General features: G+C 42.3%; 14 protein-coding genes. 8 read left to right on the forward strand and 6 right to left on the reverse strand.

The window, feature by feature from the left end; genetic code table 11:
- The first annotated feature begins 7 nt into the window (after positions 1-7).
- On the forward strand, positions 8-847 hold the full coding sequence (locus ACJJID_RS02305; protein WP_444921313.1) for a nucleoside deaminase: 840 nt from the start codon (positions 8-10) through the stop codon (positions 845-847).
- A gap of 419 nt (positions 848-1,266) precedes the next feature.
- Here ACJJID_RS02305 and ACJJID_RS02310 read toward each other — a convergent pair whose 3' ends face one another.
- Positions 1,267-2,268, reverse strand: coding sequence for an AraC family transcriptional regulator ligand-binding domain-containing protein (locus ACJJID_RS02310; RefSeq protein ID WP_444921314.1), 1,002 nt, complete (start codon positions 2,266-2,268; stop codon positions 1,267-1,269).
- A gap of 860 nt (positions 2,269-3,128) precedes the next feature.
- On the opposite strand from ACJJID_RS02310, the gene ACJJID_RS02315 reads away from it, so the two are divergent.
- Positions 3,129-6,437: a DUF5060 domain-containing protein gene (locus ACJJID_RS02315; protein ID WP_444921315.1), complete on the forward strand. Its 3,309-nt coding sequence runs from the start codon at positions 3,129-3,131 to the stop codon at positions 6,435-6,437.
- A 153-nt stretch (positions 6,438-6,590) separates the two neighbouring features.
- Positions 6,591-7,595: a hypothetical protein gene (locus ACJJID_RS02320; RefSeq protein ID WP_444921316.1), complete on the forward strand. Its 1,005-nt coding sequence runs from the start codon at positions 6,591-6,593 to the stop codon at positions 7,593-7,595.
- 549 nt (positions 7,596-8,144) lie between these two features.
- Here ACJJID_RS02320 and ACJJID_RS02325 read toward each other — a convergent pair.
- A complete protein-coding gene (locus tag ACJJID_RS02325; RefSeq protein WP_444921317.1) occupies positions 8,145-9,476 on the reverse strand; it encodes a CAP domain-containing protein in 1,332 nt (443 codons plus the stop codon).
- An 897-nt stretch (positions 9,477-10,373) separates the two neighbouring features.
- On the opposite strand from ACJJID_RS02325, the gene ACJJID_RS02330 reads away from it, so the two are divergent.
- Both ACJJID_RS02330 and ACJJID_RS02335 read left to right on the forward strand, forming a co-directional pair.
- Positions 10,374-11,180: a hypothetical protein gene (locus ACJJID_RS02330; protein ID WP_444921318.1), complete on the forward strand. Its 807-nt coding sequence runs from the start codon at positions 10,374-10,376 to the stop codon at positions 11,178-11,180.
- 20 nt (positions 11,181-11,200) lie between these two features.
- The gene (locus ACJJID_RS02335) at positions 11,201-12,097 is read left to right on the forward strand and encodes a fatty acid desaturase family protein (protein ID WP_444921319.1); all 897 of its coding nucleotides are present in this window, start codon (positions 11,201-11,203) and stop codon (positions 12,095-12,097) included.
- 40 nt (positions 12,098-12,137) lie between these two features.
- On the opposite strand, the gene ACJJID_RS02340 is transcribed toward ACJJID_RS02335, so the two are convergent.
- Complete coding sequence (locus ACJJID_RS02340; RefSeq protein WP_152452101.1) at positions 12,138-13,040, reverse strand: LysR family transcriptional regulator ArgP; 903 nt, start codon at positions 13,038-13,040, stop codon at positions 12,138-12,140.
- Positions 13,041-13,142: 102 nt separating this feature from the next.
- Between ACJJID_RS02340 and ACJJID_RS02345 the strand changes: the two genes are divergently transcribed.
- Positions 13,143-13,781: a LysE/ArgO family amino acid transporter gene (locus tag ACJJID_RS02345; protein ID WP_253868862.1), complete on the forward strand. Its 639-nt coding sequence runs from the start codon at positions 13,143-13,145 to the stop codon at positions 13,779-13,781.
- A 128-nt stretch (positions 13,782-13,909) separates the two neighbouring features.
- Here ACJJID_RS02345 and ACJJID_RS02350 read toward each other — a convergent pair whose 3' ends face one another.
- Both ACJJID_RS02350 and ACJJID_RS02355 read right to left on the reverse strand, forming a co-directional pair.
- Positions 13,910-15,001 (reverse strand): acyltransferase family protein, encoded by a 1,092-nt coding sequence (locus tag ACJJID_RS02350; protein WP_444921320.1) that lies wholly within the window; start codon positions 14,999-15,001, stop codon positions 13,910-13,912.
- Positions 15,002-15,319: 318 nt separating this feature from the next.
- Positions 15,320-16,204, reverse strand: a complete 885-nt coding sequence (locus ACJJID_RS02355) for a DUF4396 domain-containing protein (RefSeq protein ID WP_444921321.1) — start codon at positions 16,202-16,204, stop codon at positions 15,320-15,322.
- A gap of 517 nt (positions 16,205-16,721) precedes the next feature.
- Between ACJJID_RS02355 and ACJJID_RS02360 the strand changes: the two genes are divergently transcribed.
- Positions 16,722-17,372 carry a class I SAM-dependent methyltransferase gene (locus tag ACJJID_RS02360; RefSeq protein WP_444921322.1) on the forward strand — a complete coding sequence of 217 codons (651 nt, stop codon included), beginning with the start codon at positions 16,722-16,724 and terminating at the stop codon, positions 17,370-17,372.
- Between the two features lie 224 nt (positions 17,373-17,596).
- Here the strand turns inward: ACJJID_RS02360 and ACJJID_RS02365 are convergent, their stop codons facing one another.
- Positions 17,597-18,619 carry a patatin-like phospholipase family protein gene (locus ACJJID_RS02365; RefSeq protein WP_444921323.1) on the reverse strand — a complete coding sequence of 341 codons (1,023 nt, stop codon included), beginning with the start codon at positions 18,617-18,619 and terminating at the stop codon, positions 17,597-17,599.
- A 638-nt stretch (positions 18,620-19,257) separates the two neighbouring features.
- On the opposite strand from ACJJID_RS02365, the gene ACJJID_RS02370 reads away from it, so the two are divergent.
- A complete protein-coding gene (locus ACJJID_RS02370) occupies positions 19,258-21,204 on the forward strand; it encodes an aconitate hydratase (RefSeq protein ID WP_444921324.1) in 1,947 nt (648 codons plus the stop codon).
- Positions 21,205-21,212: the final 8 nt, after the last annotated feature.

Raw genomic sequence — 21,212 nt, forward strand, 5'->3', positions numbered from 1 at the left:
ACATTTTATGTTGCGTTTTATTTGCTGGTTATATTTTGGGATTATTGCCATGGGTGCTCAGGCTGAGTTGCAGCCCAGTTCAGCTGTTCAGCAGGAAAAAGACGAGATACTCATGCTGCTTGCTTACTCGGTTGCTTACCTTGATTGGGTAGCCCCAAAAGAAAAGAAGAAACGCGGTTACAATATTGCGGCAGTCCTGTATGACAATGCGCAGGAAAAAATTATAGGTGTACAGCGCAATGCGGTTGGTTTATGTCGAGATAAAACCCAACATGCTGAAGTGCGATTAATGCAGCAATGTATTGGCAGTAGGTGTAGAGGGAAAGAGACTAATTCCCTGAATGATACGACGATTTACAGCACTCTGGAGCCCTGTATGATGTGTGGTGGCATGATGATCTTTCTCGAGGTCTCTAGAGTTGTTTATGGTCAGTCAGATCCGGATTTTGGAAAGAATATAGAGAGGTTGAAACGGAATTATAAGTCTGACTGCAAATATAAATTTGAGTCGAAGCAGTATGTAGAAAATATATGCAAAATAGATGATCCTGCAAATTATCGCGCTAGAAATATTTATTCAGAGCCATCTGATTTGCTTCATAGGGCCCAGCTTGAAGGGGCATTTTACAGTCATCGCTTATTGTTTAGCAGCACGATTACAGATTTTTTGATGAGTGCTGAAGCGAAGGGTGTTTATCAGGCTGCCTACCAGCAATTAATGGATTTTAAACCTAAATACCAAGCGAATAATATTCTGCTATTGGAGAGCCAAAAGCAATTGACGCAATTAGAAAGTGTTAAAGGAGATATAGATCGGTGTTTAGTGAGGGAGATGCATCGCCACTAATGTTATTAAATGTGAGCCTTTAGATTTTGGGATGGTTAATTTCCTTTATTGATGGCAATCATTAGTGGTTTAAAACTCCTAATTTTGGTTGCTCCAAGGTAGCTTATTTATATTTGATTCAATTTATGAAGATATTGATGTTCTCTTGAGTTTCAAAATAGAAGATTAGTCCTAGGTCCAATCTTAAAGTTTTAGTTGTGAAAGCATTGTCTGAAAAGTTTTATAGGAATTGCTGAAGAATAAATAGCTGAATTTCCAGGAGCGAGTAATATAGATAAAATGTTATTTACATACTCGCTAGTAGTATTTGAGTGAAATATAGTATTAATAGTTGGGGCTTAAGAGTTTAAATAAGATTGCCTTATAATAGTATGTGTTGTTTTTTCTGTTATTTGATTTTTTTGGTCTGACACGCTTGATCAAATATCTTTCCATCGCTTGTAAGATTCTTCATACGCTATAATTGTTGAGAACCCTAATTCTTTTGCGACTTGTAACTTGTCCATGGACTGGATATCCAATGAATCCAGTTTTTCTCTACGGGCTATATCTAACAAACGTCGAAAAGATGTATTTTGTGCATTTAGGCGAATCTGTAAGGATCGCTTATTGATTTGTAGTATGTCTGCCAAGAAGTCCAGGTTGGCCGCGCCCTCTGGTAAATAATCTTTGATGATATCTTTACATCGATTGGGTAATGATTCATCTGACTTCATTTTCTGGAGCTGTTTCTTTGCAGTTAGCTTATTAAAGTCAAGGGAGGATTTTCCTGGGCTGCATAGTTGTTTATCAAGAATAGAGTTATTAAAACTAATACAACTTTTATGATATCCAAATTCAATGGGAATGTTAATTAAGGAGGAAGCATCATTCATTAATTCGGAATTATGATGAGCGAAATGGATAACTGGAAGGCAGCTTTCATAATCGACAACAATATCTGAAATTAGCTTAAAAATGACTCCAATATTCAATTCAACTTGTTGTGTAGTGAGAGGTGAAAAGCTAGGAATTAAAATATCAAAGCTGGAGCGTTCTTTCCCCTCACTGAATAACCCTTGATAGCCTTGCGTGCCCAGTTGTTGGAATTGCGTACCGAGGCTAACAAGATCTCTAACAGTAGGGCAAGCCATTAAGACATGGGCAAATGCTTGAATGCTGGAAATTGATACATCTAGACCCGTACGAAACGCTATGGTGTTATCACTGAAATAGTCGGATACCTCTTGAAGTGCTTGCCCAGTTAGCCTTACTGGTACACGATGTTGTAGGTTTTGAAACTGAGAGTAATGATCACCATATATATTCTTTAACTTATCTATAGGGAACCCCAGATGTTGCCAGTAAAGTACGTGACGATAAGTGGAAGTTGCCAAGCCTGTTGGCTCAGAAGCATAAAGTTCCTGGTTATTGGTAGTCATACTGATTTTTTTGTACTGCTAATAATCTATGAAATTGGTCGCCAAATGACGAGTAAATTATTTTAGTGAATTTCTTAGGCCAATGTATAAAAGAGTGCCATTATAGTATGAATTTAACACTTGAAGTGTGACTTTAAGCCAGTTTTTTGATTAATGATTTGAGTTTGGTGAAATGAAATTCCTCTAGCACTTACAAAGTATAATTTTTTACTGCGTTGGCAGTAACACTTCCAATTTTAGCGGATCATTACGGAAAAGTTGGTGTTCCAATCTGTCTAGTCCGCTGAGATATGAATTAAAGATGGTTTTAATATATATCAGGCATGAAAATAAAAGCACTATCGTAATATCGCACGAAAGCTTTTAATATGATCTGAATCTATAAAGTATCGGGTTAAGTAATCTCTTCTATCGTAATAGATAGCTTTCTCGCAGGTGTATATTTTGAGTAAGGTATAGCATCGTCCAGGTTTCCCGCTCTGTCGAATAATTTCTTAGCATTGCTCATCTTATTTATCACTATTTTATCTTATTGGGGTTAATTGTTCTGTTGGTTCTATTCAGAATCTTTTGGCGGTTTGTTGGTTAGCTTAAAGATTTGATAAGGGTGATTCTAATGCTATTAAAGTGAAGGTGGATCAAAACCTTCTTGTTTGAGAAAAATGAAAAAAAATAGTTTTTTTCGCCAATCTATAAGCTGTGGAACTAGTCCTGATTGCATGTGACTAAATTCACGGTAGGTATGTATCTGAGCGATTTAGTATCTGGCCAGTGCTGCATGCTGTAGCCAATTTTTATATGCCCATTAAATCCTGTGATTAGTAAATAATTGTTTACTTCTAAAGTAGAGAAAACTGGAAATGAATAACAGTAGCTTGCCTTTGGCACTTCTGATTACTGCCACATTAGCTGGTTGTGGTGGCGATTCGTCATCTGGGGAGTCTGATAATGAGAGCCCGCCTCCTTCGATAGGTTCTGATATAACGGACCCTGGGAATGGATTGGTAATATCGTCTTTCACTCTGGTCAATTCACAGGGCAACTCGGATATTTTTTCACTCACCGATGGTGCAGAGATATATCTAAGCCAGGTTGGAAGTCAGTTAAATATTAGGGCAAATAGTGATCAGGCAGAGAGTGTAATATTTGAGTTGGCAGGAGCTCAGACGCACAGTATGACTGAAAATGTCTCGCCCTATGCTCTATTTGGTGATGATCAGGGCGATTTTAATCATTGGACCCCCGCAGTTGGAACTTACACCCTTACCGCAACACCTTATTCTCTGGATGATGGGGCAGGCACTGCCGGAACCAGTGCCTCAATTACATTTACTGTAAAGCAGAATGATGGAACCGATCCGACAGACCCAGACCCAGATCCAACAGATCCTCCGGGTCCAGTTGACCCGGATGATATCGGCCATAGTGAACATTGTACTGTTTCCGGTACGCTGGAAAAGTGGCACCGTATAACGATCACTTGTGATGATTTGTATGCATCAGAAAGTGATGATGCTACGTTTGCCGATTATCGATATAACGTAATATTTACACAAGGTGACTTGACTTACACAGTGCCTGGACATTTCGCCGCTGATGGCAATTCAGCAAATACAGGTGCAACTGAAGGAACTAAGTGGCGTGCCTACTTTTCACCGCCAACTTCAGGTAAATGGTTCTTCGATATATCTATGAGGCAAGGGAGCCAGGTTGCGGTTGATCTAGATACAAATGCAGGTAATGCTATTTCATTTGATGGTGAAAGTGGTTATTTCCCAGTATTACAATCCACAGCACCTGAACTTGATATGAGGAGTAAGGGGTTACTGGTACATAAAAAAGGAACCCGCTACTTGCAGCATCTGGGGGATAAGTCGGTATATATAGAAGGTGGAATGGATAGCCCTGAAAATATTTTTGGTTATTCAGGCTTTGATAATACAGAAAAACACTATAACGTAAATTCCTGCAAAGGCATATTACACAGTTTTGAGCCCCACTTTGGTGATTGGAATAATGGAGACCCCACCTGGAAAGATGGTAAAGGAAAAAGTCTTATTGGTTTGGTGAACTATATAGCTGAAAAAAATGTCAACGCAATTTATATCATGGCAAACACCGAGAGTGGTGATGGTTGCGATGCCCATCCTTGGACGGTATATGATGGTAACCATCGGGCTTTTGATGTCAGCAAATTAGACCAGTGGGAAGTCGCGATGGATCACATGACCAGTAAAGGCATGCTGATTCACTTTATGACGCAGGAAACAGAGAATAATAAAGTTCTGAATAACGGTAATTTAGGGCTTGAACGTAAACTATATTATCGGGAGATGATTTCCCGCTTTGGACATCACCCGGCGCTGCAGTGGAATATGGGTGAGGAGAGTACTCTTAGCCAAGAGCAACACAAGGCAATCGCTAAATATTTAAAAGATGTAGACCCCTACGATCATCCCACCCTGCTCCATACGTATGGTGGCCAATGGGATCAGCACTATCGGCCATTGTTGGGAAATAGTAATTTTGATGGACCGAGTATTCAAATTGATAATATTCCTAGCGATGCGAACCATCGCAATGCCCCTTATCAGATGAGTAGAAAGTGGCTGACTGAATCCCAGAATAATAACCATCTTTGGTATGTTACTTTCACTGAAGCTTCCGGCGGGCAAGCGCCTGTGCCCCATTCTGAGGTTACCCAGGTTCAGAGGGTCAACTGGATGTGGGGCAGTGTTATGGGAGGTGGTGCAGGATTTGAGTGGTATTTAAAAAATCCTAATTCCGGCCACGCGTATGACTTAGCGGTAGAGAACTTGAGGGAGTTTGACAACCATTGGGAGCAAACTGGCCACTTTGTTAAATTCTTTAACGATATTTTGCAAAATCAACTTGAAGTTAATCTACACAGTTTGAATGTGGATAATGAAGTAACTTCAACCAATAACGATTGGGTGCTTTCAGATAGCGGTAATGTTTATCTAGTTTACTTGCGTGAAGGTGGCACAACGAATATAGAGATTCCAAATGAGGATACCTATAAGGTTTACTGGTTCAATCCAAGAAGCGGCCAGTTGACAACGGGTAATCAACTTGACGGAATAGGTACTCATAGTATTGGCACTGCCCCAACAGAAGCTAATCAGGACTGGGCAGTAGTCATCAAAGCGGAAGGTATAAATAGCAATGTTCACCCAGATATTGTAAAAGTTCTACCAATTAACCCTAATGATGTTTTACTCGAACCTCAAACTTATTGGATGGATAGTTATTCTATTGGCGATCAATGTTTTTGTGAGTCAACTTTTGACCACAATATTGCCGATATTATGGTTTCGACCGACTATGGAACAATAACGGTTAAAAAAGCTTGTGACTTAATTGGCCCTGGCCCAGGATCGGCTGGCCGTCCCAAATACAATGATATTCAGTGCGGCAACGGCCCGGCAAATGATGCCGGTGATGAGGATTACTGTCCAGGTCGTGTGGATATAGGTAAAGAAGGGTGTGGCCATATTGGCCCGAGGTGGAATTTTGATAAGTTAAACCCAGATCAACCTGAAGGTGACTACACGGAACAAAACGGCCTGGTAATTATGGAGGCTGAAAATACCTACTCAAATCTAGGTGAATGGATCAAGAAAAATGATATTGGCGGCCATACAGGGAGCGGTTATCTTGAGTTTAATGGTAATACGCCACTAAACGGCCCACCAAAATCTCCTTTGGAGTACACTTTCAATATAACAAGAAGTGGTTTGTACTATTTGCATCTGCACGCTGCGAAAGAAAACCTAGTGTATGAGGGTGAGTTTCGTACAGACCTAGCAAATGACGCTTACTTTCGACTTGAAGGAAATTATGAGGCGGGACCTAATGCTGGGAATAGTCACGGTAAAGACGCTCCTCTGGAACTATTAAAAAAAGATACAAAATTCTTTGGTGGAGAACATAATAAATTTATCTGGGAATCTGGCAATAAATTTGATCCTGGTGGCCATAATAATAAACGTGTCGCCGTTTATAAGCTAAGAGCAGGCGAAACGTATAAGCTAGTGATGTCAGGCCGTTCACAGAAATTTAAGGTAGATAGAATAGTTTTCCGGCATACTGATGTTTCTAAATCTGATGCCGAGAATATAAATAATCCAGAAACCGTTGAGAAGTAACTGCTACAGCAAGAGCCATGGATGGCTCTTTCGCTTGGAGTAGTATAGTTGTTCAATTGCGGTCTACTTCATTACTAAAGGCAGTAATTAGGGCTATATGAGGTTTGGGCCTCCATGGATCATTAGATTGTTAAAGTACACTATTGGTGAATAATGAAATTTCAAATAATAAAAAAATTATTTTGGCTGTCGATTGCTTTTAATTCTGTCCAGACTCAAGCTTTCGAGTCAAAGTCGGATTTTTCGGTGAATTTGGAGCGGGTTCGGTATTGCCAGGAATTTTGGTGCCTTAAACAAGACACCCTATCTGAGTATCGAGCCTGGGAGATAGAGGGTGTTAGTAATAGCCGTCAACTTCATACTCAGATTGCTAGAGTGCAAAACCCAGCACGCGATAAAGTAAAAAACTTAGTATTTATTGCTGCAGGACAACAGCCACCAGGAAATGGTGCAGAAAGTTCTGTGACAGGCCAGAAGGCTGGCTATAAAAAAGACTGTGGAGTACTAAAGAGATCTTGCTCTCGCAGTATAGATGGACGTTCACTTGCTCGACAGTTGCTAGATTCAGAGCATTTTCCAACAGATGAGACCTTCTTGGCGATTGCTTTTGATACGCAATTTAACCAGATGATTAGTGGTAATGAGAAGTCTCGTATAGAAAAGGCATACCTCAGTTGGCTTAAGTCAAAGGCTTATGCCTCCAATCTAGAGACTATTTACTTGGCGGGTTCTTCTCGGGGTGGTTGTCTCGTGATGAGATTGGCGAAAGCAATGCGAGCTGATCCCGATTTTCGGAATATACGAACTGTTGTACACAGTTTTGATGGTGTTTGTAAATGGACCCAAAATGAGTTGGGAGTAACTTCTTCATTCCATCGTAACCCCATGAATTCTAGTTACTTAAGCTATTACACTGATCTCAATACACAATTTCCTTACAAAGATAATTTATATCTTAGGCAGTTGACTGGTGGGGCTGAGGTCATTGAATTATCTGGGGTTCACTCTTTTGCTTATACGGCTCAAGATACTGACCTGGGATGGTATTCACAGAGATGGGTAAATTTGGATCATACGAGTATCGGTCGAGATATGAGTCAGGATGTGAGGAATCAAACAATAGTACCCTTCTTACAACACTTAGATGATGTGCTTTAGTTTATTTTATTCTCTTATCTTAAAGTGTTAGTAGGCACTAAACCCCTGCCATGATAACTACATTGAGGTAGTTATCATGGAGGCTACCTTCTTATCTAAGGGGCCTCAATAATTTGAATCAAATCCAATTGTATTCGGTTTTCAGTCAAGACTATGATAGATCATACATCAAGTCACCTTTGCCGAAGCAGGATACCGTCTATAGCTCCCTATTACCCATCGGGTAAGGAAAATCTACCCTATTCTTCAGAGATCCTTTAGAGCCGCCATAAAGAATTCTGACTATGGAAAAGCTAAAACTATGGTCCTCTATGACAGATAAAATAGTTATTAGTAGTTAGAGATCGGTGAGTTAATAAGTTAGATCATCAAGGTACGCATTGAGCCAATTGATATTGGCTGCAATTTTTCTTACGAAGAACAACACTTGAGACTCTTACTAGGGCCTGCCTACATTCACTATTCTATCTTTGATAATTGAAGTAGGTAGGCCCTAATAACCTTCTTGGCCCCTTGAGGCATCAAATGCTATATTAGGCCCTTGCAAAGTTAATCAACAACTATATCCAGAAATGCTGGCTGACTTCTTTGATCAGCATGATCCACAGCAATTATTTTATATCTATACTTTTTTTCCTGACCTAAATCAGAGTCGCTGTAGGTCAAGTGACGAGTTTTACCTATAAACTCCTCATCGCGAAATATCTTATAGTGATGTGTGCCACCATTTTTAATAGCTTCATTCCATGTTAATATTACTTTTCCTTCAGAGTATTTATATTTGAACCCTGTTACCTGGGGGGGAGCACCCTCATTATCGTAAAAGCTACAAGGTACTATATCTCTGCCCAAGCCATCGGTACACTGATCTACATTCTTGTTTCTTTTTTCTGAGGCATTCCAATCTTTGGCTATCCCTCCTGTACACATGTTATCAACACAGTAGGGAAGGTCGTAGTTTTGGCACGTTCTACAGGTTTCATATCCCCAGCCGTTGGTGAAAGGAATACGTCGGCTCTTATCTAATGAGGGGAAGTAATTACATACTACCACATGTGCGCCATCGTTATAGGCAGGGTTACTAGAACCAATAATGCTATCGCATTCCGCTACAGCACAGCCAACATAACGGGTTTCTCCATGGCATACCTGGGCCCAATGGCCACATGTTTCCGCATGACAGAATTCATTATCCCAGTCATACCCATAGCTTTCATCATACCAAGATTTAATTGAGCCGGCCCAGGTCTCGGCAGCATACTGCGATGCCGGTGGATTAAAAATATTAATTGAAACATTTTCTCCGATTTCAATACTACCAGCGGGCAATACAAAAGATACTTCATCTTTAACTTTTTCAAATGCCTCTCTAATACCGGTTGCCTCATTTAAGTGACCAAAATAGCAGGCTGATGCTCTTTCTTTGGCCATTTTTGCCAGAGCATCATCCCAAAAAAGGGTCTGCATATTACCGGCAGATTCTGGGCCATTACCTTCTCCAGATTCACCCTTCGCGCATCTCTCCCGGTACTCATTATGAGTGTCTAACATGATACGTTTTTGTTCCAAAGAGAGTTCAAAGGAACCATCTTCACCGGGATCGGGATCGGGATCGGGATCGGGATCGGGATCGGGATCGGGATCGGGATCGGGATCGGGATCGGGATCGGGATCGGGATCGGGAACAGGGGCGGGATCGGGATCGGGAACAGGGTCGGGATCAGGATCGGGATCAGGATTGGGATTTTGGTTCATCCCTCCATCATCACTAACCTCAGGAATGCCTTTATTGTCATTGTCGGAACCACCCCCGCCACCTGAACAGGCAGCCAGGAGGGCGGATAAACAGATAGCTGTTATTAGCTTGAAGGAATCATTCATATCAGACCCACTTTACACGTTGTACTTTTATAAAATCGAGCGAATTATAGGGAGGTATTTCCGTTATTCTGTGAAGCGTGACATGTATTTTATTGCAATATGATTGATGGTTTATGGACTGTTGAGAAGGTAAATTAATTAGCGAAAAATTTTTTTATTTTTCGTTTTTTAATCTTGATGCTTGATTTTTGTAATAGTGGAAAGTGAAACAGCATGATATTTATTGAATGACGCCCTAGAGTAAATTTACTTTAAGTAGCCCGGATTTTTCCCGAAGCTATTGGTCCGGAATCTCAAGGTGAGTTGTAGCTGCGATTAAAACAAATATGGACTAATAGCGATCGCTCAGCAAAAGTTTCAGTCGGTTTTCAATGAAGGTTACTCCAGATTTTCGGTAGGTTAATTTTAATCAATGGTCATATGTCAAATGCCTGTTTGTCATTAGAGGTCTGATTGATGTCCTCTTATTGTAAAAAGGTTTTCGTAAAGTCGACTGAGCTTAATTAATTTTAATCTTGGCATTTTTGGAGGTGCTAACTTCTTGATTAATATATTTTATTTGGTAGGTGGTTTATATGGGTAGCCTCTTTTTGTGTAAATTGGATCAACGATTGAAGGTATTCAGTAGTGGTAAGCGATTTGTATAGTACTTATCTAAGTAGGGTGTGGGGAAATGTGTCATCCTATGGGTATGTTTAGGGTGTTTTATTAATCGCAATGCTATTAGGTGGCAATAAGTGAGAATGTACACTGAATACCTGTAGCGATATCCAGATAATGCTTATGTTGATTTAAATGACTTTTTTCTAAATTCAAAATTACAAAGTGTTGTGTGTTAGGTCTGGTTCTGTAATATTACATAAAAGATTTCTCAAGACTAATGACGTAATATTCACTATGTATCAGTTTACCTATGAGCCTACCCCAAAAAATATTCTATTGGATTTGATGGGCGTTAATAAGCGACATGAACTGGCAACCAGTCAGCTGGGTTTCATATCTGATGCATTTGATGTTTCCACAAATAATTTACGGGTGACACTAAATAGATTGGTGGGTACCGGCCTGATCACTCAAAATCGGCGTGGTATCTACAGTTTGACAGAAAAAGCACTGTCCAAACGCGCTTTTATAAACCGTTGGAAAAACAATACCTTCCAATACGATAACTGGGATTTCAGGTGGATAGCCTGCCACCTACCTAAAAGAACATCACGTGCAGTTCGTAAGAAATCACTAATGGTACTTGAGTGGTATGGGTTTGCCGAAGGTTTGGATCACCTGCTGGTACGACCCAATAATCTCACACTGAGTCATGCGGAATTAACCGATATGCTGATTACACTAGGTCTTGAAGCCAATGCGCACTGCTTTGTCTTGCAGGATGTATCGGACATATTGGTTAATCAATGGGGACACCATTTGTGGGATATTGAGCGTTTAGATCGTGAGTATGATGCCTTGATAGATACTCTTGAGAGCAGTCTTACAAACCTGGCATCAAAGCCTGTCAAAGTCTCTTTATCTGAAACATGCCGCTTGGGAGGCGAGGCTATTCATCGTTTAGCGACCGATCCTTTACTACCAAAAGTAATCAGACCACAAAATAAATACCAGGAACTTAAAAGTATTGTACGCAAGTATGACCGTACAGGTCGCAATATTTGGTTGGAACAATTGCAGAAGTTAGGCGTTGACACATAATCACAAAATGGTGACTTGCAATGAATATCCCCCTCAGTAAAGAAGAGGTTAAGCCGTTCCTACAGCGTAGTGATGCCAAGGCCTGGTGGATAGTGGCCAGCACTTGGCTCGGTATAATGGGAATTTTTACCATAGCCGCGTTATTGCCACACTGGGCAACTTATATTGCTGCAGTATTTTTACTTGCTGGGCGGCAGCAGGCCCTGGCAGCCATTATGCACGAAACTGGTCATAAAACACTTTTCGCAACTCGAGCCTATAACAATTTTGTTTGTAAGTGGTTGTCTTCACCGTTTTTGTTAATGGATGGAGAAACCTATATAAAAATTCATATGATGCATCACCGCAAAGCGGGTACAGATCAAGATCCAGATCTGCAAAACTATAAGGATTATCCTGTCAGTAAAAAGAGTTTGGTTAGGAAGTTTTCCAGAGATTTTTTGGGGTTAACTGGTTTAAAAGCGAATTTATATTTATTTTTGAGTGGACGAGACTTACTAAGCCGTAAAAAGCGAGTGAATTTTCAGTTAACCCGAGGTTTATTCGTTAATAGTGCCATGTTTGCCATACTGTGGGCTTTTGGTGTCCCACACTTATATTTATTGTGGATTGTAGCTTATCTCACCGTGTATATGGCTATTATTCGAATGCGGCAGATCGCCGAACACGCTGGGGTCAAAGATCTTTACCACTTGGAACCAAAATACAATACGCGTTCGGTTCCCAGGGGTATTTTAGGGCTCCTGTTTGTCAGTCCCACTGAAGGTTTGAGTTACCACTGTGAACATCATGCCTTCATGGCAGTGCCCACATATAACCTCAGGGCGTTGCATAAGTTGCTAAAGGATCGTGGTTATTACGATGATGTTGAGCTGGCCAGTAACTACTTCGGTGTTTTGAAACAGGTAGTGAGATGAGGCGTAGCTAAGGTCAAGTATTTACTCGCACCAGTGCCGCTTACTGGTGCAATGCTTTATGGGCATACTCAGCCAAAGTGTGCGTGATTTCTTTAATTAATTTGGATTTCAAATTCCAAACATGCCAGTACAAGGGAATTTTCAGATGCTGATCTGGAGTCAGCTTGATCAGTTTCTCTTGTCTTAACAAATCCTCCACTTGTATATCTGGAGCCATTCCCCAGCCTAAGCCCAATGTCAGAAAATTGAGGAATCCCTTAGAAGAGGGGATTTCGTGAGACGGGTACTGGCCGGCCTCTATGCCCCAAAACTGCTTTAAGTAGCGGCTTTGCAGCTGGTCCTTATAGTTGAATTCAACTGCGGGAGCATAGCGAAATTCATCCACATCGACTGGGTCCGAGAAGTAGTGTGCTTTAAAAGCCGGAGTGCATACCGGGTAGTAGGCCATGTGTCCCAAAGGAATGGACTGGCAGCCCTGCAGGTTACTGGTTACCGAGCTTATACAGCCAATGACTTCTCCGTTCTTGAGCAGCTCCAAGGTGGCTTCCTGGTCATCGACCTTCAAGTCAACAAGTAGGTGGTGGGAACGAATGATGGGGGTTACGGCTTTAAGGAACCAAGTATCCAGGCTGTCCGAGTTAAGGGCGATACGCACCTTATTTTGGTTGCTATAGCGGGTTTTGCTGCCCTCCGGGTCTATGTCTGCCAGCAACTCGTGTTGCAGGAGGTGCATCTGTTGGAAATAACCCAGCACCTTAAGGCCGGCTTCAGTAGGGCGCAGTGGTGTTGATCGGATGAGTAGAGCCTGCCCGACTTGTCCCTCAAGCGCTTTGATTCGCTGGGATACAGCAGATTGACTGACGTGAAGTAAAGCGGCGGCCTTATCAAAACTCTGCTCCTCTACCACGAAAGCAAAGGCCTGAAGCTGTTTAAGATCTAACATAAGATATTCTTATGAGGTATCAATATAATTAAATTTACTTATTCTAGCTCGCCTCTTAATCTCCCGCCACTTTTCCGACCCGCACACCGCGGGCAGACCCCAATGACCACAGGAGGCAACGTGATTTCGGGTTTGCTACTAGCCCCTCTGACAAAGGGCTTTATCACGACTATCAGCTTGATCATGGCAATTGGCGCGCAGAATGCTTATCTATTGACGCAGAGTATTCGCCGCCAGTATCACTACAGTATCGCTGCGCTGTGTGTTCTGATGGATATTGTCCTGATCACCAGTGGTGTCTACCTGGTATCACACTTGGCCCAGGCAGAAGGGAACTGGATGCTCTGGTTGACCTGGTTGGGCGTGGCTTTCCTGGTCGGCTACGGTGCTATGGCGTTTCGCTCCGCCTTTACCAATAAGGGGCTGGAGGACAAGAAGGAGTGGGTTAAATCCAGGCGTTCTGCTCTGATCACCGCCGTGGCACTTACCTTGCTAAACCCCCATGCCTATGTGGATACCGTTGTTTTAATCGGCTCGGTCGGTGCCCAGTACGCAGGGGAAGGTACTTTATTCTTTGTAATTGGCGCCTGCAGTGCATCGGTGCTTTGGTTTGCGCTGTTATCGGTTGGTGGCAGTATGATGCAGCCGCTGTTTAAGAACCCAAAAACCTGGCGAGTACTGGATGTATTGGTGGGTATTATGATGTGGTCGATTGCAGCAAGCTTGCTGTGGGCACAGTAACCAATCAGATTAACGGAGCGGTCATTGGGTTTTTTTTTAAGCTATCCGCTCCGATTCATACATGCCTGGATAAGCCAGGCATGTATGAATAATCATTAGCTTCCCATTGTGGGTAAGTGGAAAACCCTTTAGGCAATCGCCATCTCTTTATGTTCAGTCTTTCTGCTTAAGTGGCGCCCCATATTGATAGCCGGTTTCTCAATCAGCCTGTACACCAGAGTTCCCAGGGCAATACTCACGAGGGTCGTGGCCAACATATAGACCTCTACAGAATAAGCAGAAAATGACTGTGCCCACGACTGCTGTATGCTCCAATTCAGCCCACGCATCACAATGGGGTGGAACAGATAAACCGAATAACTGATGGTTCCCAACGCTACCAAACTGCGCCATGGCCTAAAGGGTACTAGCAGAACCACAAAGAAAATAGCCAAAGCAATTAAGTGAGGCAGAGCAAAGCGCAAGGGGTCTTCGGTTACGGGTTTACCTACAAAGTAAAGAAATAAAACCATTAGAGGGATTGAGAAGGTGCCTGCCACTGCGAGAATGGCATACCAGTAGTTAGTCTTACGCACATAACAATGCCGAATTAAGGTTCCACAGAACATAACGGCGATGCAGTAAGGGATGTAAGTAATGGTTGGATTTGATCCCAGTAGGGGATAGGCTAACTTGGCTAATAACTGCCAACTGACAAATAATGATAGCGCGCCCCAGCAGAAGAGTAGCAGAACCAGAGGGTTTGCCAATTGTCGGTTAGCAAAAATCAGAGCACAGAGACAGTAAAAAATTAATTCAACTGTCAGCGTCCAGTAAAGCCCTTGTACATTATCAAACCCCATCAATCCCTGTAGCATGGTCGTGTTTGCGATAATAGTGGTGGTGGGATACATCCAGTCACTGACCATCCATGTTAGCCCCAAGGCCAAAATTAGTGATGTCCAGTAGGCTGGATAGAGACGGAAGAAACGGCGAATAGCAAAGTTCTTCAGGGAACTTTGCGTTCCGGAGAGGCTAAAAGGGATAACAAAGCCAGAAATTAAAAAGAAGCAAATTACTCCAATTCTGCCAAAGTCTACCTGGCTGATAAATTCAGCTAGTTCGGTACCGTGCTGGGCTATGTTGGTGTTTCGTATAAAAACTTCACTACTGTGTTGCCAAACAACAAGAATTGCTGCAAGCCCCCGCAGTGCATCAAGATTCAGTAAACGGCTATTCATAGATTTGCTGTATTCCTTTCATCAGCAGTGTGAAACCCGTGGGTTCATATTTTTCTATATCACTAGGGATCAGAGTGAAAAATCATGGCTGTCACTAATGGTGAAGCACAATTTTTTGTATATAAAAGGTACGCTTTTGCAAGGCGAGTCGCGCTTGAAATCAGGTCGAAAAAAAGTGCTTCGCAATCATAAATGTAAGACTCTCAGGAAGCTTCAACCAACACTGATCCATTCGCGGATTTTACCATAAATCTACGAATTAAAGGATGACTTGGTTACTGTTTGCCGATTCAATCGACCTGTTTATGTGCCTGACCATCAAAACTTCAAGGGTACAAAGTGATTAGCCACCAGTATCGCCAGTAAAAGAAACAAGAAGGTTCCCACTATCCAAATACAAGAGAGAGCGATGGGCAGCGAGCGCATGATCATCCCATGTCCCTCATGGCCCGGCTGAGTAGAAGGAGTGGACATGGGCACAGTTGGCTTTATGTTGGCATCATGATTCGCTTCCGGTGAACAGAAGCCCAGGCAGGGCGCAGGCCCATCCTTCCCCGGTAAAGTCATACATCCATGCTTAAGATGGTTTTTAACAAGCCAATAGTTGATTGGATAAGCAATGACACCACCAACGATGCTTGCAAGGCTCATACGAAACCAAAATGTGGCCTTGCTAGGATCTTCCGACTCTGGCCACAGGGAGGCCAATATCAACATGGTTGGAATCATTCCTCCCATCACTATATTCATAGAAACGGTTTCGGCGAAGAATGTTTTGCGCACTGCCCTTAGATACTTTCCCTGGTACATACCCAGCATCATCAGTGCCTGAAAGATGAATAATCCACAAATAAAGCCGGCAATATACTCAATGGTGGCATCCCAGCCATTGGTGAGCCCAAAGAAAGGGACGATGGACGCAGCAATAACAATGCCAGTGGCATCTCCGGCTAGGCAGTGCATCTCACTGTTAACGCTTTGTTTCCAGGTGGCCCTTGTAAAGGCATCGTGACCACCGGGAAAGGGGCGTCGGCAAGTCAGTAGGTACAGAATCAACCCAACAACACCTGTATATACAACAACCAATATCCACGCCATACGCTGTATCCAGCTGGTCGGCGCGTTGGTGATGGAATCCCAAACAACAAAGACCACACTTATAGCCGCGAAAATAAACCAGACAAGCATTACGCCATTTAGCATGTCAGATGCTCTTTAAGGAATAGGCCGGTATCTAGTAGTTTAATTGATAGGTACCAGTTTTGAGAGTCTTAGCCCTATTCGTTCGCAGCGACATGTAGCTATATGCAGGTACATATTGATATATCTTACTGACTTTTTCTGGACTATGGTGCAGCAATAAAATCTTAGAAGATATAAGGGTAATCCCTGAAGTACTCAATTTGAGACTGAGTTATATTTATCCGATTGATTCACCAAATGGTTTGGCTTAATCTTGATTTGTTGAAGTTACCTAAGATTAGCAATTTTTACATATTGATTTGACCTAGGCTCGTATATTGTTCCTTTGATCTTTTTTAGGAAAATTTATGGTGAGTTTTAGTAATAACGCAACGATAATGCCTAAAATTTCTTTAGGCACTAAACGATGATATGAAAATCAACCGAAAAAACCGCTGCTAATTTCTATATTAATTGCAGTTTGTAAGTATATAAGGACTATTTATGTACTCAAAAATTGGTCTTAAATGGAGAAGAAATGTCTAAAGATCCTCAACTAATCGCCGAACAGCTAAGGAAACCCTCTGGTGCTCTAGCCTCCGATACTGCATTGCAGATGAATAAAGCCAATAAGGCAACGAACCTGGCCGCACTAGAATTGCTTAATGTGGTGGATCATGATCGTATTCTCGAGATTGGGCCCGGTAATGGTAAGTTTGCAGTCGATGTACTTCGTCAAGGTTCCAGTATTCGCTATACGGGGGTCGACTGGTCTAGTGATATGGTCGCGAGTGCGAAAATTCTTAACTCTAAAGATATTGAGTCGGGACGGATGGACTTTAAAGTTGGAACATCGGAGAGGTTACCGTTTGCCGACAGTCAATTCGAGAAGGCGATTACTGTCCACACCATTTACTTTTGGGAGTCTATCAAAACGCATTTGTCTGAAATACGCAGAGTGCTGGTACCTGAAGGAAAACTTTGTTTAGCTTTTGGTGATAAGTCCTTTATGCAGAATTTATCATTTACACCGTTTGGGTTCCAGCTTTTTGATGAAAGCGATATTAGAGCTCAATTAGTTGAAGCTGGCTTTAAGGTTCTATGTTGTGAAAGGCATGTTGAGTATGGAGAGAGTAATACCGGCGATCTGGTGGAGAAGTTAATAAATATCGTTTTATGCGAAGCTTAAAAATGGAATTAAATGCAGCTAGAACAAATTTGGTCTTGCTGCTGAGTATATCTGGTAGGATTTGGATAAAAAACTAGCTTGTTAAAGCTGAAGTATAGAATTGGAATTTTTATTGTGGAAAATCCATGAGAAGATTTTCAAGGTACGGCCTCTATTTACTAGGGTGCTTGAATGATTAGTTGGATTAGTTATTGGTTACGTTAATTTTGTATTGATAGGTATTATTATCTTTGCTTATATTGATGGCTACCTTGTGTATTTACCAATGTTCGAGCAATTTCATCTAATAATTTATCATAGTGCTTTGCATTTTTTTCACCAGATTTCTTTAGTTTTTTCAAGTTTTTAGGGGACGCATCATCTAATGTAGGGTTGGCATCATACAGATTTGGCTGAATCCGGTAGTACTTTGTGTTTTCTACAGTAGTTGAAATTTGTTTCAGATAATAATGAGTCATTTGAGCACCGCCACTCAGAGCTATATCGATAGAAGGTCTCGCCCAATTAAAAATGCCCCAGTCTTTTACTTCTTTGTACTTATAGCTCCTTAGTTGTTTGCCTGTACCTAGAGATACAATAATCATATCCTTGATTCCCCCCACACCGCTGAACTTAATGGCCTCTGAATAGGCGCATAGGGCTGGATCGCTGGCTACCATTCCGCCGTCTACCAGGATATGTTTTTCATTAAGCGGTGGTAAAGAATAAATACGTGCGGGCTCAAAGTAAGTTGGCGCAGCGGTGCTACCTCGTAATAAATCTCTTACCAAGAAGTCTTCATTTCTCACTATGGCACAATGTTGTCTAAAAATGATTTGCTCTCGCTTTCTGATGTCGTAGGAGATGAAGCAAGAAGGTTTTAATAATTTGCTTAACCTTGTATTTCCAAAGTGCTTTTTTAGTACCTTTTCTAATTCATGTGTGGAGTATTTTTCCCCCCTGAGAAATCTCCACTTATCCAGGTAGGGCCAGATTCCAGTATCAAATACCTTACCTCCTTCTTTGAGGTAAATATCGACAGCTTCCTGTGCAGTGAATTTTGGCCTTCCCTCTTTGTTGGGGCAAATATAGGCTGCACCTAATATTGCGCCGGTGCTTGTTCCTGCGATCAGGTCAAAAAAGTCTCCTATTCTGGCGTCGGAGTTGCCCGATTCCACCTTTAGTTTATTCTCAAGAGCGACCAATATTTCACCGGGTAATATTCCCCTTATCCCCCCTCCATCAATAGATAGGATTCTGATCGTCACTTTTATTTCTCCTTAGATCTATTGATTATATGTGATTCTAGAAAGATAGCACTAGCATGAACAATTAATACTTTAAATATTTCGTTTGATCAATAGACCTCAAAAGAGATTGCTATTTTCAATAAAATACCTGCTTAAAAGCCTTATTGGTGTAAATTTTCATGAAAGACTTCAGGGAAAGTTAGCGTTTGTAACGGAAATTATAAGTTTACAGATAAGGATCAAAGGATCAGGTGAGCTGTCGGATATTAAAAATACGATTACCCTCAATACTCTCAAGAAAATAACACCTAAAAATAAAAAACACTGAGGAAATGCTAATTCATAGATATATGCATGTAATTTAGTGGTTTATATATAAAATGTTTTTCGGTTCATGTGATCACTCGGAAAGCTTGGTCCACTTTCTTGCCCACAAAATTTGATAGTATTGAATGGGATGAACCTTAGATTACCGTATTTCCCTATGACTATTAGGCTCAATGTTATCGGCTAGACGCTCAATTCACCCTGCCAATACATAAGATCAGTTAGGCGCACATAATAACTATCTTGACCCGGACTACAATGAATCAGGTTCAAGAGGCGTCGCAAGTGGAGCTTCTCAGATTAAGAAAACTTGCTCAAGGATACCCATTATGGCTATGAACCTCGCACAGAAACTGATCAAGAGTCATCTCGTGAGTGGTTCATTGGAGCCCGGTAGCCCAATAGAGATAAAGATTGACCAGACGCTGGCACAGGATGGTACCGGCACTCTGGTGATGTTAGAGCTAGAGGCGCTTGGTTTATCACAAATCAAAACGGAGCTTTCCGCCCAGTATGTAGATCACAACCTACTACAGACGGACTTCAAAAATGCGGATGATCACCTGTTCCTGCAAAGCGCTTGTCGCAAGTTTGGACTTTGGTTTTCACGTCCCGGTAATGGTGTAAGTCACCCGGTACATATGGCTTGCTTTGATATACCCGGAAAGACGTTACTTGGCGCCGATAGCCATACTTGTGCAGCAGGCTCTATGGGTATGCTGGCCATAGGTGCTGGTGGTCTACAGGTGGCCATGGCTATAGCTGGCGTTCCCTTCGCGCTGAAAATGCCGAAAGTGCTCGGCGTAAAGCTTGAGGGTGAACTGCCGCCCTGGGTCAGTGCCAAGGACATCATCCTGGAAATGTTGCGCCGGCAAACAGTTAAGGGCTGTGTGAATAAGATTGTCGAGTATCACGGCCCAGGCCTCGCCAATCTGACCGCGATGGATCGCCATGTAATCGCCAATATGGGGCAGGAGATGGGTACCACGGCCAGTGTCTTTCCTGCCGATGAAGCTGTGAAAGCCTTTCTCAAACAGCAGCACCGAGAAAGCGATTATGTAGAAATGAAAGCCGATGAGGGTGCGAGCTATGACGAAGAGGACACCATTAATTTATCTGATCTTGAGCCGCTGATCGCCTGCCCATCCAGTCCAGACAAAGTGGTAACCGTAGGTGAAGTGGCGGGTCACCCTATTTACCAGAGCTATATAGGCTCTTCTGCTAACCCTGGGCTGAGGGATTTCGCCATACCAGCGCGTATCGTTGCAGGTCGTCGATTAGCCGACGATGTCTCTTTTGATATCAACCCAACCTCGCGCCAATTGCTCGAGGAGCTTAGCCGGAGTGGCGATCTCACAAAACTACTTGAAGTGGGTGCGCGTTTGCACCAAACAGGTTGTGGCGGTTGTATTGGTATGGGGCAAGCTCCGGCCACTGGCCGTATCAGCTTACGTACTGTGCCACGTAATTTCCCTGGTCGATCCGGCACAGCAGATGACCAAGTCTATTTATGCAGCCCTGAAACTGCCACTGCTAGTGCACTGAAGGGCGTAATCACCGATCCTCGTGATCTGGACATGGACTATCCCAGCTTCAGTGAGCCGGAATATCTGCCAGATATAAGACCTTTACTCCAGCCACCCCAAGAAATCCCTGTTGCCGTTGAGTTGATTAAAGGCCCGAATATCAAACCGTTGCCAAACTTTGAAAAGCTTCCAAACGCCTTAACGGGCCCGCTATTACTGAAAGCAGGTGACAACGTTTCGACAGATGAAATACTGCCTGCCGGAGCGGATATTTTACCTTTGCGCTCAAACATCCCCGCCATTAGTCGCTATACATTTTCCCGTATTGATGAAAACTTTTACCAGCGGGCGATAAAATTGAATGGTGACTGTTTTGTTGTTGGTGGTGAAAATTATGGGCAAGGCTCCAGCCGTGAACATGCAGCAGTATCTTCACGGTTTCTTGGCGTAAGGTGCATAATTGCAAAAAGCATGGCTCGTATCCACCGCCGTAATCTCATTAACTTTGGTGTTCTGCCACTACTTTTTGAGAGCTTTGATGATTACGATCGACTGGAGCAGGATTCAATTCTTGAGATTGAAAAGCCAATAGCACAACTGAAGTCAAACAATTCTGTAAAGCTTTTGATTAAGTTATCCGGCGAGAGTATTAATCTGCGCAGTGACTTGTCAGCAGATGAAATCGAAGTACTAGAAGCTGGTGGCATGATTAATCAAGTGCGAGAAAAGTATCTGAGTAACGAGAAATAGTAGATTTT

Source organism: Microbulbifer sp. CnH-101-G (genome assembly GCF_052466775.1).

What these genes read in the sequence shown, in the direction of transcription:
- ACJJID_RS02305 (WP_444921313.1), top strand. Translation starts at nt 8, where the DNA reads ATGTTGCGTTTTATTTGCTGGTTATATTTTGGGATTATTGCCATGGGT.
- ACJJID_RS02310 (WP_444921314.1), bottom strand. Translation starts at nt 2,268, where the DNA reads ATGACTACCAATAACCAGGAACTTTATGCTTCTGAGCCAACAGGCTTG.
- ACJJID_RS02315 (WP_444921315.1), top strand. Translation starts at nt 3,129, where the DNA reads ATGAATAACAGTAGCTTGCCTTTGGCACTTCTGATTACTGCCACATTA.
- ACJJID_RS02320 (WP_444921316.1), top strand. Translation starts at nt 6,591, where the DNA reads ATGAAATTTCAAATAATAAAAAAATTATTTTGGCTGTCGATTGCTTTT.
- ACJJID_RS02325 (WP_444921317.1), bottom strand. Translation starts at nt 9,476, where the DNA reads ATGAATGATTCCTTCAAGCTAATAACAGCTATCTGTTTATCCGCCCTC.
- ACJJID_RS02330 (WP_444921318.1), top strand. Translation starts at nt 10,374, where the DNA reads ATGTATCAGTTTACCTATGAGCCTACCCCAAAAAATATTCTATTGGAT.
- ACJJID_RS02335 (WP_444921319.1), top strand. Translation starts at nt 11,201, where the DNA reads ATGAATATCCCCCTCAGTAAAGAAGAGGTTAAGCCGTTCCTACAGCGT.
- ACJJID_RS02340 (WP_152452101.1), bottom strand. Translation starts at nt 13,040, where the DNA reads ATGTTAGATCTTAAACAGCTTCAGGCCTTTGCTTTCGTGGTAGAGGAG.
- ACJJID_RS02345 (WP_253868862.1), top strand. Translation starts at nt 13,143, where the DNA reads ATGACCACAGGAGGCAACGTGATTTCGGGTTTGCTACTAGCCCCTCTG.
- ACJJID_RS02350 (WP_444921320.1), bottom strand. Translation starts at nt 15,001, where the DNA reads ATGAATAGCCGTTTACTGAATCTTGATGCACTGCGGGGGCTTGCAGCA.
- ACJJID_RS02355 (WP_444921321.1), bottom strand. Translation starts at nt 16,204, where the DNA reads ATGCTAAATGGCGTAATGCTTGTCTGGTTTATTTTCGCGGCTATAAGT.
- ACJJID_RS02360 (WP_444921322.1), top strand. Translation starts at nt 16,722, where the DNA reads ATGTCTAAAGATCCTCAACTAATCGCCGAACAGCTAAGGAAACCCTCT.
- ACJJID_RS02370 (WP_444921324.1), top strand. Translation starts at nt 19,258, where the DNA reads ATGGCTATGAACCTCGCACAGAAACTGATCAAGAGTCATCTCGTGAGT.